Annotated in this window: 11 protein-coding genes; 4 read left to right on the forward strand and 7 right to left on the reverse strand. The window is 60.4% G+C overall.

Annotation, left to right across the window (positions count from 1 at the left end; genetic code table 11):
* Position 1 precedes the first annotated feature (1 nt).
* Entirely contained in the window at positions 2-1,408 is a 1,407-nt protein-coding gene (locus ACGKZZ_RS13875) for a cytochrome-c peroxidase (protein WP_411224175.1), read from the reverse strand.
* Between ACGKZZ_RS13875 and ACGKZZ_RS13880 the strand changes: the two genes are divergently transcribed.
* Positions 1,298-1,774, forward strand: coding sequence for a tetratricopeptide repeat protein (locus ACGKZZ_RS13880; RefSeq protein ID WP_411224176.1), 477 nt, complete (start codon positions 1,298-1,300; stop codon positions 1,772-1,774). The two genes, ACGKZZ_RS13875 and ACGKZZ_RS13880, sit on opposite strands and share 111 nt — an antisense overlap.
* 107 nt (positions 1,775-1,881) lie before the next feature.
* Here ACGKZZ_RS13880 and dctP read toward each other — a convergent pair whose 3' ends face one another.
* The 6 genes from dctP to ACGKZZ_RS13910 form a co-directional block, all read right to left on the reverse strand.
* Entirely contained in the window at positions 1,882-2,940 is a 1,059-nt protein-coding gene (gene dctP / locus ACGKZZ_RS13885) for a TRAP transporter substrate-binding protein DctP (protein WP_411224177.1), read from the reverse strand.
* Between the two features lie 39 nt (positions 2,941-2,979).
* Positions 2,980-4,269, reverse strand: coding sequence for a TRAP transporter large permease (locus tag ACGKZZ_RS13890; RefSeq protein ID WP_411224199.1), 1,290 nt, complete (start codon positions 4,267-4,269; stop codon positions 2,980-2,982).
* Positions 4,269-4,853 carry a TRAP transporter small permease gene (locus ACGKZZ_RS13895; RefSeq protein WP_411224178.1) on the reverse strand — a complete coding sequence of 195 codons (585 nt, stop codon included), beginning with the start codon at positions 4,851-4,853 and terminating at the stop codon, positions 4,269-4,271. The genes ACGKZZ_RS13890 and ACGKZZ_RS13895 overlap by 1 nt, the downstream gene beginning before the upstream one ends.
* A 72-nt stretch (positions 4,854-4,925) precedes the next feature.
* Positions 4,926-5,432 carry a flavin reductase family protein gene (locus ACGKZZ_RS13900; protein ID WP_411224179.1) on the reverse strand — a complete coding sequence of 169 codons (507 nt, stop codon included), beginning with the start codon at positions 5,430-5,432 and terminating at the stop codon, positions 4,926-4,928.
* Between the two features lie 8 nt (positions 5,433-5,440).
* Entirely contained in the window at positions 5,441-6,328 is an 888-nt protein-coding gene (locus ACGKZZ_RS13905) for an aldo/keto reductase family oxidoreductase (RefSeq protein WP_411224180.1), read from the reverse strand.
* On the reverse strand, positions 6,328-7,482 hold the full coding sequence (locus ACGKZZ_RS13910) for an LLM class flavin-dependent oxidoreductase (protein WP_411224181.1): 1,155 nt from the start codon (positions 7,480-7,482) through the stop codon (positions 6,328-6,330). Before ACGKZZ_RS13910 ends, ACGKZZ_RS13905 begins: the two co-directional genes overlap by 1 nt.
* 84 nt (positions 7,483-7,566) lie before the next feature.
* On the opposite strand from ACGKZZ_RS13910, the gene ACGKZZ_RS13915 reads away from it, so the two are divergent.
* The 3 genes from ACGKZZ_RS13915 to ACGKZZ_RS13925 all read left to right on the forward strand — a co-directional run bounded on the left by ACGKZZ_RS13915 (position 7,567) and on the right by ACGKZZ_RS13925 (position 12,745).
* On the forward strand, positions 7,567-8,268 hold the full coding sequence (locus tag ACGKZZ_RS13915) for a GntR family transcriptional regulator (RefSeq protein WP_411224182.1): 702 nt from the start codon (positions 7,567-7,569) through the stop codon (positions 8,266-8,268).
* Between the two features lie 6 nt (positions 8,269-8,274).
* Entirely contained in the window at positions 8,275-9,369 is a 1,095-nt protein-coding gene (locus ACGKZZ_RS13920; RefSeq protein WP_411224200.1) for a Gfo/Idh/MocA family protein, read from the forward strand.
* Between the two features lie 169 nt (positions 9,370-9,538).
* The gene (locus ACGKZZ_RS13925; protein ID WP_411224183.1) at positions 9,539-12,745 is read left to right on the forward strand and encodes an Ig-like domain-containing protein; all 3,207 of its coding nucleotides are present in this window, start codon (positions 9,539-9,541) and stop codon (positions 12,743-12,745) included.
* Positions 12,746-12,826: the final 81 nt, after the last annotated feature.

Consider the following 12,826-nt stretch of genomic DNA (forward strand, 5'->3'; position numbering starts at 1 on the left):
ATCAGTCGACCGGCAGACCGCTTGGCACTGTCTCGGGTCGGCCCAACGGGCGCTGTCGTGCAGTTTTGCCGGTCAAGCTGTGCAGGAACGCGACGATGTCATCAATTTCGATGTCGGTGAGCGGCACGGGTTCGGCATCGACAAAAGACGCCTGACGCTCCATTTCCAACCTGTCCGATTGGATGATGAAATCAATCTCGCTCAACCAGGGAACGTCCGGCAGCCGGGCCTTGTCACGGGTCCATCTTGCGCGCGCCCCGAGCGGGTCTGCCATGTGGCGGACCATGTCGAGCAGGTTGTCATAGGCTCCATTGTGCCCGTAGGGCGCGGTCAGCGCGACATTGCGCAGGCCGGGTGTGCGAAACCGATAGGCGTCCTCCAGGTCGTCCGTGGCGCCCATGCGTCCAACATCCCGCGGAGCCGGATCCCAGGCGCGGGTGCGACCCGGGCCAAAAGCCGGCAGGGCCATCGCGTGAAATTCCTGATCGGTGAACAACGGCCCATTGTGGCACCGCACGCATCCGGCATCGCCAAAGAACAGCTGACGGCCGCGCTCCGCGTCCGCCGGAAGCGGCGTGCCCTCGGTGAGAAAGGCGTCATAGGGGCTGTCGAAATTGGCCCATTCGGTTCCGATGAACGCCGCCAGCGCGTTGCCGATGTCAACGATCGTGACATCCTCGGAGCGGTCGATGTGATCGAACGCGCTCACAAACATCGCGCCATAGTCCGCAATGGTGCGCACCCGTTTGGCAAGGATCGGCCAGGCTTTGTCGATCCGGTCATGGACGGCGCCGGCGACTTCGTTTTCGCTCGGATTGCCGGCCATTTCGAACTGCGATGTCATCGGGAACAGCGCCTGCGCCGCGAGCAGGGATGTCAGCCCTTGTGGCAGCCATTCGTCAGCCGGGCTGTCATAGCCGTTGCCGTAAAGGTCCGACGGCATCAGTCGCCCGTCATGAAACATCACGCGAATGTCTCGGTGGCCGAGATTCCACAACGCCGGGGCGTTGCGCGGGATACGTTTGCGAATTCGGGTCGAACCATCGCCGGCCGTGCGCTTGGGGCCAAGCCCGCTCCCTCCCTCGCCGATGCCGAGGGACAGGCCGTCGGCACTTCCCAAATCGTGATGGTGACAGGTGCCGCAGGCGATGTTCCGGTTCCCGCTCAGGATCTTGTCATAAAAAAGCAGTTGACCCAGCCGCGCCTGATCCGCATCGAAGGACAGGAAATCCTCGGCCGTGATCGGTTGCGCGATTGCGGCGGGTGCGACGAGAAGTAGACCGGAGATCAAACCGAGATGACGCGCGTGCGATGGATCACCTTGTTTGCGCTGATCGCGGGTGCGGCTTTTGCCGATATCGAAGAGGCGCGCGATTTGATGGAAGAGGGGCGTTTTGCCGAAGCGCATGACGCGCTTTGGCCTGCGGCACGATCGGGCAATGCCGAAGCCGAAGAGTTGATTGGCGTGATGTACGCAATGGGCCTTGGCGTCGAGCAAGACTATGTTCGCGCGTTCGAATGGTATCTGCGTGCGGCGATGAAGGGACATGCCGGAGCGCAGTCCGGCGTCGGTTGGTATTACGAGACGGGTCTTGGCGTACCATCTCCCGATCTTGTGCGGGCCTTCATGTGGTATCAGCTCTCCACCATCGGCGGCGATCCCGACGCGGCGCTTTCGGTCGAGGAAGTGATCAAGAAAATGACGCCGGATCAGATCGAACATGCGCAGCAGCTCGTGGATGATTACAGGGTCTGGCTTTACCCGTTCAGATAGCGCCAGCCTAGCGTGCCGATTGGGCAGGATTATGGCGGCAAACGCTGCTGTTAAGCCACAGCGCCAAGCCATTGCGACATGGCTTGGCGGTAGGATTGTAACGCGGCTCAGTTGAGATCCGCCTCATAGGCCTCGCTGAGCTCTGCTTCAGCCTGATCGACGGCTTCGGTGAGTGCTGTGAAGATCTCCTCTCCACCTTTGACGTTGCTTTGAAACCACTCGTAAACCGGCTCGGCTGCGTCGCGGAACGCGGCCTTTTCGTCAGGTGTGGGAACGTAAAGATCTCCGCCGCCATCGACAAAGTCCTGATACGCCTGGATCGACTTGCGCTTGGGCGATGCAAACGTCGCCTGTTGCAGCGCGGCAAACCCGTCCACGACGACCCGGCGCAAGTCTTCGGGAAGACCGAGGAACGCCTGATTGTTCATCACCCAGATCGCGCCCATGTAGGCGTGACCGTCCAGCGTGACATAGTTCAAACCGGCATCGGGAAACTTCATGTTCATGATGTCGGTGATGCCGTTTTTCGAGCCCTCGACAACGCCGGTCTGCAACGAGGTAAACAGCTCCGGCCAGCTGATCGGTGTCGGTGACGCCCCGAGCGTCTTGACCAGCTCCTGCGGCAGATCGGCGACCACGGTGCGGATTTTCATGCCGGCGAGATCTTCGGGTTTGGTCACGCGTTTTTGCGTGTTGGCAAAGTTGCGCCAGCCGCCGGTATTTCCGATGGTCATGATGCGGATCGCATCGCCGCTGTCGGCAAGCGCCATATCCCGCATCTTGCGGGTGAAATCGCCCGACAAGACATGCTCGGCCACGCGGTCGTCCGACATCAGGTAGGGCAGGTCGAGCACCTGAACGTAGGGAAAGATCCCCGCAGCTCCGCCCGAGGTTGTGACGAACACATCAATCGTACCGTCTGCGACCCCTTGAAGGCACTCTGCGCCGCCGGCGCAAAGTTGCGTGCCGATGAAAAGTTCAACCGCGATGCGCCCGTTTGACGCGTTTTCCACATAGTTCTTGAACACGACGAGACCGTCGTAGTCCTCGTCATTCTCGTTGGAATTTGCCGTTGCACGGATGGTGAAATCCTGTGCCGCGGCCGAAATGGCACTGCCGGTCAGCAGTGCGGCCGTGAGTGCCGCTTTGGTCAGTTTTTTCAGCATTGTTGGTCTCCCTGTTTTTTTGGTTGCTAAGTGGTTGGATCAATCCGCAAACCCGGTCAGACGCGGGATTGCCATGGAGAGGTCTGGGATGAAGGTGATGAGAAAGATTACCACGATCTCGATGGCGAGAAACGGGAGAATGGCACGCGCGATCGTCTGGACCTTTTCACCCGAAACAGAGCTTGCCACGAACAGCACCAATCCCATCGGCGGCGTGGCAAGACCGACGGTCAGGTTGACCGACATGATGATCGCGAAGTGAATGGGGTCGATCCCAAGATCGACGAAGATCGGCCCAAGGATCGGCCCCAGGATGATGATCGCCGGACCTGCATCGAGAAACATCCCGACGATGAACAAGAGCAGGTTGATGAGAAACAGCAAGATCAGCGGATTGTCCGAGAGCCCGAGGATGATCGCGGCCAGTTGTTCCGGAGCGTGGCTGAGGCTGACAACGGTCTTGAACGCCATTGCCGCGCCAACCAGCAGCAGCACGACCGCGCTTGTCATGGCCGCGTTTTGCAGAACGCCCGGTATTTCGCGCAAGCGTAGCGTGCGCATGACGAATATACCGATGATCAGCGCATAGGCGACGGCCACCGCTGCCGCTTCGGTCGGGGTAAACACGCCGCCCAGAATTCCGCCAAGGATGATGACCGGAGTCAGAAGCGGGAAAAACGCCTTCAGGCTGGCCTTGCCTTTTTCGCCCCAGGTCGATTTCGCGCGACTGGCTGGAAAGTCGTATCTGTCGGCCATGAATTTGACCATGATCATCAGCCCCAGTCCGACGAGAATGCCGGGAATGATGCCTGCGAGGAAAAGCGCGGCGACGCTCTCGCCCATGACGTAGGCGTAGATGATCATGATGCCAGAGGGCGGGATGATCGGGCCGATGACCGAACTGGCTGCCGTGATCGCGGCGGCGAAACGGCGGGTGTAGCCCTCTTTTTCCATCGCCGGGATCAGCATCGAACCAAGCGCCGAGGTGTCAGCAACGGCAGACCCGGACAGACCCGCGAACAGCATCGAGGACAGGATGTTCACATGCGCCAGACCGCCGCGCAGATGGCCCATCATGGCTTGCGAGAATTCGACCAAGCGCATGGTGATGCCGCCGCGGTTCATCAGCTCTCCGGCCAGCATGAAAAACGGGATCGCCATCAGCGGAAAGCTGTCCATTCCGTTATAGACGTTGCGATAGAGCAGCGCGAGATCGCGCTCCTGACCGTTGAGAAAGAGCAAGATGCCCGGCGCGGCCAGCAGCGCGAAAAAGACCGGCAGGCCAATCATCAGAAACAGCAGGAACAGAGGCAGGAACCAGATCAGCATCATTTCACCGCCAGGTCTGCTTCGAGCATCGGGCGCAGTCGATCCTCACCGCCAAACAGCGAGATCACGGTGCGTAGGATCAACTCGACATTGACGATGGCGAGCAGGATCAGCCCGACATAAAGCGACATGTACATCCACGCCAGTTTGATCTTGAAGCCGACCATTCCGACAAGCTCAAGCGGCAGGTAGAGCGAGGAGGACGCGAACAGCCAACCTGATTTGACATGGTTCTGACCCAGTTGAATGCCCATCACCATGACCAGAAGCGCCAGCACCAGCAGGATCAATGACAGGATTTCACCAACGCGTCTTGGCAGCGCGTCAACAGCCATGTCGATGGCGACAAACCCGCCACGACGGTAGGCCGAGGGCGCCATGAGGCCGGTCATCCACAACATCATGAAGCGCGCCGCCTCTTCCGGCCAGGGCTGGGCATTGTTGAGGACGTAGCGGAAGAACACCTGCATCAGGATTGCGGCAACCATCAGCGCGATCGCAACAACACCGATGCCGCGACCGATGCGCAGAACGATGTCGTTGAAGACTTGCAACGGGGCGAGAAGCCCCAGCAAAATGGCCATGACTGGCCTCCTCCCTCGTATGCTGCCACATAGTAACGATGGCTGGCCCCGTTTGACTTGCTCCGGGGCGGTTTATGGTTCTTCCGTAAAGCCTCCGAACTGACCGCCGAAAAAGATCAGCGGTGCGCCTTTATTGGTCGTCACTCGCCGGACACGTGCCACGACGATCGAGTGATCTCCGCCATCATGTTCCGCGGTTTTGGTACATTCAAACCGGCTGAGGCAGCCGTTGATCAATGGCACGTCGTTGGCACCGATGCTCCAGTCGAAATGGTCGAATGCGTTGCCGTCGCGCGCAAAAGCCTTGCACATGTTCGCCTGATCCGCGCCGATGACGTGAATGGCAAAATGATCGGCCGCCATGAAAAACGGATAGCGTTCGGATGATTTGGCCGGTGCCCACAGCACAAGGGGCGGGTCGAGCGAGACGCTGGCAAAGCTGTTGGCCGTTATTCCGATCGGCCCGGTGGCCGTCTGACAGGTGACAACGGTCACGCCGGTTCCGAATTGCCCAAGCGCATTGCGGAAATCGACGCCGTCGTCCAGCGCAGGGTCGAAACTATGCGTCAAGGCGTTCATCGTTCAGATCAAGCCACTTCATGGCCAAGGGCGTGGGTGTAAAGATCAAACCATGTCTCCCGGTCGATTTGGACGTTTGCAGCATCGCCGATACGCGCGATGCGGTCCAGATTGTTGGTGCCGAGAACAGGTAGGATGCAAGCCGGATGTGCCAAGAGCCACGCCACAGCGACGGCGGCGATATCGACGTTCTGGTCTTTCGCGATTTCATCGAGCGCGCCATGCAGCCCCGAGAGACGCGTATCGAACAAGGCGCCGCCGCCCAGTGGCGACCACGCCATGAGCGGTTGGGCCTGGCGTTGATGGAAGGCAACATCGCCATTCGTGAAGGGTGCGTGATGCAACAGGCTGATCTCGATCTGGTTGGTGACCAGTTGGGTGTTCATGCCCGATTGCAGCAATTCCCAATCCCAGGGGCGGAAATTCGACGTGCCCACCGCGCGGACCTTGCCCGAGGCAACCAGTTCGTCAAGCGCGGCGCCCGTTTCAGAATGATCCATCATCGGATCGGGGCGATGGATCAATAATAGATCAATATGCTCGATCCCCATCAGCCGCAGCGAGTGATCGACCGATGCCGTGATATGCGCGCGCGAGGTGTCGTAATGCTTGACCCGCGCGTCCGCGTAGCGGCCGGCAGGCGCGACGATTCCACATTTCGTGACGATCTCGATCTTGTTGCGCAGGTCGGGCGTGAGCGCGGCCCCGAACAGTTCCTCGGCCTCGTAGCCGCCATAGATGTCGGCCTGATCCATCGTCGTGATGCCCTGATCCAGACAGGCCGAGATCTTGTTTCGGACATGCTCCGGGCTGGTGTCCTTGTCATCACCGAGCCGCCACATGCCATAGACGAGGCGGCTGAGGTCCACGGCATCGGATAGGTTTACGCGTTGCATCAGCGGCGGACTCCGTTTCCAAGTGGGGTATCAGGCGTGGTGCGCGGCACCCGCCCGTAGGCGTGCGGCAGCGAACAGGTCTTCATCTGCGGCAACACGCGGCTGCCGAAATGGCGGCACTCGTCGATATGGGGATATCCCGACAGGATAAAGGCGCGGATGCCCATCTTTTGATACGCCTCCAGTTCCGACAACACCTGATCGGTCGATCCGACCAGCGCCGCTCCGCAACCGGATCGCGCACGCCCGACACCCGTCCACAGATGCGGTTCGATGAACCCTTCCATATCGGCCAGTTCGCGGTTCTTCGCCTGATGCGATACGCCCAATGACCCAGAGTCCAACGCACGTTCGCGGATGCTCCGGCCCTGCTCGTCATCCAGCTTGCTGACAATATGCTGCGCGTATTCGCGGGCCTCGGCCTCGGTGTCGCGGACAATGACGTGAACCCGCAGGCCGTAATCCAGCGTGCGTCCATAGCGTTCGGCCACGGCGTGCACGTCCTTCATGCGCTGGGCCAGCGCGTCTTTCTTTTCGGGCCACATCAGGTAGACATCGCAATGCTCGCCGCAAAGCTCCAGCGCCGCAGGGGAATAGCCGCCGAAATACAGCAGCGGCCCGCCGGTCTGATAAGGTTTCGCGGGATCGGTCGTCAGTCCCTCGAATTGGTACACCTCGCCCTTGTGGTTGATCTCGTCTTTCGTCCACGCCTGTTTCAGGATCTCCACCACCTCGCGCGACCGTTGGTAACGATAGGCGCTTTCAGCCTTTTCACCGGGGAAGTCCGAGGAAATGATATTCACAGTCAGACGGCCTTCAAGCATGTGATCCAGCGTCGCGATGGTGCGGGCCAACATGATCGGCTGCATCTCTCCGCAGCGCACGGCAGCCAGCATGTTGACGCTGTCGGTGATCGGCGCGCAACCCGCAACGAAGGACAGCGTGTCCTGACCCACTTGGTAGGAGGACGGGCACAGGATGTTTCGAAATCCCTGCGTTTCGGCCTCTTTCACGATGGACGAACAATGCGCCCAGCTTGACCGCAGCTTGCCATCAGGCACGCCCAGGAATTCATAATCGTCGGAGCACAGCGCAGCGAACCACGACACCTCGGCCGCTTCGAGATCGGGAGAGGTGATCGGCACGATCGTCATAAGGTGTCTCCGGGCTGCATCATTAATTCTTGCGTAGCATCGGATTTGATGTAGATCAATAGTGTATCAATTATGGATCTCAAAATGTCCGACCCGCACGCCCTGCCGAAATATGTCCAGATCAGCGAATTGCTGATCCGCGATATTCAATCGGGTCGTCTTGTCGATGGAGAGCGTCTCCCACCCGAGCGCGATATGGCGCTCGGGTTGGGGATCTCGGTCGGCACTCTGCGCAAGGCGCTTGATGAACTCACCACACAAGGCTTTCTGGACCGTGTCCAGGGTTCGGGCAATTATGTGCGCGCACGCCCTGACGCACGGTCGGTCTATGCGTTTTTCCGTGTCGAGTTGCACGAAGGCGGCGGTTTGCCAACCGCAGAGGTCTTGTCGGTCGCACGCCGCCGCAAGCCCGAGGCGCTGCCCGCTTTCGGGCAAAGCGATGAGGGCCATCGCATTCGCCGATTGAGACGTCTGAACGGTATTCCTGCCGTGCTCGAGGAAATCTGGCTCGACGCGGCGTACACCGACACCGTCGATCCGGCGGCGCTGAGCGAGTCGCTCTACCTTTATTACCGCGAAACGCTTGGCCTCTGGATCACGCGTGCCGAGGACAGGCTGGCGCAAGCACCGCTGCCCAACTGGGCGCCCGGCGCGTTCGGCCTGCGCCCCGGTGCGCCCTGCGTTTGTGCAACGCGCATCAGCTACGGGCAGGACAGGAGATCTGCGGAAGCGTCCTGGAACTGGATCAATACAAACGTCGCTGCGTATGTGGCGCGCATCACCTGAAGGATCATCATGGACATCGTCAACTATGGCATCATCGGATGCGGCATGATGGGGCAGGAGCATCTTCGCAATATCGCGCTTCTGGACGGCGCACGGATCGCCGCGATCTATGAGCCGGATGAGCACATGGCTGCCGCTGCGCAGGCAATCGCGCCAGCTGCGCGGATGTGTGTCTCCATCGAGGAGCTGCTGGCGCATGACGGCCTCGATTGCCTGTTGGTGGCCAGCCCGAACCATTGTCACGTCGACGCTCTGGAGCAGATCGCAGCGCTCAATCCGTTGCCGGTGCTGATGGAGAAGCCGTTGTTTACCGCGGCCGCCGACGGCGCGCGGATCGGAGCTATCGCCGCGCGCTATCCTTCGCCGATCTGGGTGGCGATGGAATATCGCTACATGCCACCCGTCCAGACATTCATTCAGGAGGCGCAGCGTGTCACCGGCGGGGTGACGATGTTGAGCATCCGCGAACACCGATTTCCATTCTTGCCGAAAGTCGGAAACTGGAACCGCTTCAACCGGAACACCGGCGGAACGCTTGTCGAGAAATGTTGTCACTTCTTCGATCTGATGCGGCTTATTCTCGGGGCCGATCCGGTGCGGATCAGCGCCAGCGCCGGGCAAATGGTGAACCATCTCGAGGAAAGCTATTCAGGCGAAACTCCCGATGTCTGGGACAGCGGCTATGTGACGGTTGATTTCGAAAACGGCGCGCGCGCGATGCTGGAACTGTGCATGTACGCAGAAGGGTCGCGTTATCAGGAGGAGATCAGCGCGGTCGGGCCGAACGGGAAAATCGAGGTGCTTGTTCCCGGTCCGGGCCGGTTCTGGCCGGATGACCTGGGCGCACCGCCGGTGGCGCAGGTGATTGCCAGCCCGCGTGATCCCAAGGGACCGCAAATCGTGAAAGTCCCCGTCGATCCGATGCTTCTGGATGCAGGAGATCACAACGGTTCGACCTATTATCAACACGCGCGGTTTCTGGATCTGGTCCGCAACGGCGGTGCGCCAGAGGTGAGTATGGACGATGGCGCATGGGCGGTTCGCATGGGGCTCGCGGCGCAGAACGCTGCGGTTTCGCACAGCGTCATCACCACGTTTTAACCACATTCTGACCGTAATTTTCGCGCAACACTTTGCTTCGCCACTGGAAAAAATGGAATCGTCGCGACAATTCAGTCTTTGTGGGGCCGGAATTATCGGCTACGCCTGGATCAGAACAAAAATAAGCCGAACCCGAAAACGGGCGGCATTGAGGTAAAGCGGTGTTGTTATGAATGCGATTAATTTCGTTACCCGTACCCCTGCGGGTGCGACGGAACGTGGTGTGGTTGGCGCGGACAATCAGGGGGCTCTGATCGACGCTGGCAATGGCCGCGAAGTCTCTCTCAATCTGCATCGGTCCGATTTGCGGGGGTACGATCGGGCCGGAAACGACTTGCAGATCACACTGGCAGATGGCCGTGTGATCGTGCTCGAGGATTACTTTGATGCAGGCGCATCAAGCCGGTTGTTCATCAGTACAGATGGTATCCTCAGCGAGGTGACGTTTGCGCAAAGCGATAGTGGTGCGCTGTTTGCCGAGTATGGCGACGTGGCTGCTTGGGGCAAGTGGAGCCCCGACGACGCGCTGATCTTCTTTGACCGCGCCGAAGTGGTGGCTGCCGACATGGTCGCGGCCGACGATGAGGGCGGTGTGTCGATGCTGGCCGCCGGACTGCTCGCCGGAGGTGGTCTGTTGCCGGTTCTGGGCGCGAGCGCTGCCGTGGCGGCAGGCGCTGCGGTCATCGGAGGGAACGGCGACGGCGGCGGCGATGGCGGCGGTGGGCTGGTCGATTCCGGCGGTGACAGCGGCGGCCGGGTTGCCCCCACGGTCAATGATGGCGAATTCAAGATTGGCGGCGATGGCCTGACCGACGCGGATCGCACGGTTCTGGTGAGCGGAACCGCAAACGCTGGCGATACGGTTGTCGTCGTGATCGGTGACAAGACGCAAACCACCACGACAGATGACGATGGCACATGGGACGTGACGTTCACGGGGCCGGATTTCCCGGACGATGGCGTTTATGTCACGACGGTCACGGTGAACGGGGACGGCGAGACAGTGCTGACTGGTCCGGACGTGATCATCGACACCACGCCACCGCCGGTTGCGATCACAAGCGGAACGGCGGCGTTTGGCGAGATCATCACCGACAGCGAATTCGATGGCGGTGCGACGGTAACAGGCACCACCGAAATCGGTGCCTCGGTCGCGTTGATTGCAGGTGGCGTCAGCCATGTCGCGGATGTCGACGGGCAGGGCAACTGGAGCGTTACGCTGACCAGTTCCACCTTCGAACGCGGCGAATACATCGCGGACATCTCGGTGGTCGCGACGGACAGTTTCAGCAATTCGACCACGATCAGTGACGGCATCCAGATCGACACCGTTTCGGGTGTGACGATCAATACCGCGATCATCGAAACCGACGGCATTATCAACGCCGACGAGCGCACCGACGGGGTAGAGATCACCGGAACCACCGATCCGGGCTCGTCTGTCTCGGTTGAAATGAACGGCTATACCCGTGTCGCGAATGTCGATGCACAGGGCAATTGGGCCGTGACTTTCAGCGTTACGGAAATTCCGGTCGGTGAACAGGATCTGACGATCAACGCAACCGCGACCGACGGTGTCGGCAACGTCAGCACCACGTCGGGCGAGGTACGGCTTGACACCTCGGTGCGCAATTTCGACATCACCAGCGAAGCGGGCGGTGCCGATGGTGTCGTCAATGCCGACGAGGCTGCGCAAGGCATGACGGTGACTGGCACCACAGAGCCGGGCGCGACCGTCACGATCAGCCTTGGCGGCGTCTCCAAAGCGGGCAGTGTGGACGCCGTCGGCAACTGGACCGTGACTTTCCTTCCGGGCGAATTGCCGGGCGGTGAGCAGGTTTCGGTCCTGAGCGCCAGCTCGACCGATCTGGCCGGCAACACGGCGACGGAGACGCGGGAAGTGATCTTCGACACCGACGCCGGTCTTTTGACGATCAGCCCCGATCCGGTCGAAACGGATGATGTGGTCAACAAGGTCGAAGCGTCTGACGGCGTGACCCTGACCGGCACGTCAACGCCGAACCAGATGGTCGATGTGACTCTGGATGGCGTGTCCAGAACGGTGCAGACCGACGGGTTCGGGGTCTGGAGCGCGACCTATCAGGCGGGCGAAATTCGCCCCGGCGAGTACGAAGCCCAGATCACCGCCTACACCGTCGATGCGGCAGGCAATGCGCTGACGCGCACGGACAGTGTGATGGTCGACACGTTTGTGCGCAATTTCGCGGTCAGCGGCAATCCGGTGACGGCCGACAACGTTGTGAACGCGGCAGAGCTGAGCGGCGGTGTGACGCTGAGCGGGACGACCGAACCGGGTGGAGCGGTCACGGTTGTTCTCGAAGGGGTTACCCGCATCGCAACTGTTGATGCACAGGGCAACTGGACTGTCGGATATTCCGCGGTTGATCTGCCTGCGGGCACATACACGACAAAGGCCCAGATCAGTACCGAAGACGCTGCGGGCAACACCGCTACCACGTCCAAGACGTTCAACGTGGACACCGAGGTCGTTCCGCTGACATCGACCACCACGCCCGGCGGCGCGGACGGAATTGTCGGCGAAGCCGAAAGCGCGCAGGGCTTTACCCTGACCGGTCAGGTGGAGCAGGGGTCGAGCGTGACAGTCACCATCGCCGGTCAGTCGATGGCCGCTCAGGTCACCGCCAGCGGTGCCTGGTCGCTCGCGGTTCCGCCCAGTGTCATCCCGGTGGTGAATGGCGAAAATGTCTCCATCGGCATCTCGGCGACAGATGCGGCTGGCAATGTGGAATCGATCACGCAGCACATGGTTGTCGACAACGTGGCCCCGGATGCCCCGGACATGACGGCAATCACGCTTGACGGCTCCAAGGAGGTCGAGTCCATCCGGCTGAACCTAACCGACGAAGACGTCGCGATTCATCGCGTCGTCGGTGGCGGGACGCAAAACGTGGCATTCGACGAAAGCCCGGTTACGACTCAAGGCGTTCAGCAGACCGCCTTCAACTTCGACAATGCGGTTCCGGACGGATCACACCTTGTCGTGACGGCGACCGATGCTGCGGGCAATACCTCGGGGACATATGTTGTTCTGGACGATTCCAAGACAACCAGCAGCAGCACAACCGTTGCCGGTAACCTTACCGGGTTCGAAATCGAGACGATCAACCTCGAATATACCGACCAGACGACACTCGAGTTGACCGAAGCCCAGATCAAGGCGCTGTCGAACCGGACCGACGAAGTCAGGATTGTCGGCAACTCGGATGATACGGTCCGGATCAACGGTGCTCAAAAAACCGGCACGCTCAGCGAGAATGGCGAGACCTACAATGTGTATGATTTGGGCGATGCCACCGTCTTGATCGAGGACGACATCACCAGCGTCATAATTTAAGGAACGGCACCGTAATGTTCGGGCTGTTCGCAGCAACGGCCCGGGCCCCGACACAATAATAAAGCTTCAAGCGGGGGCTCA

Origin of the sequence: Marivita sp. S2033 (genome assembly GCF_046592965.1) — a bacterium.
Taxonomy (GTDB): domain Bacteria; phylum Pseudomonadota; class Alphaproteobacteria; order Rhodobacterales; family Rhodobacteraceae; genus Marivita.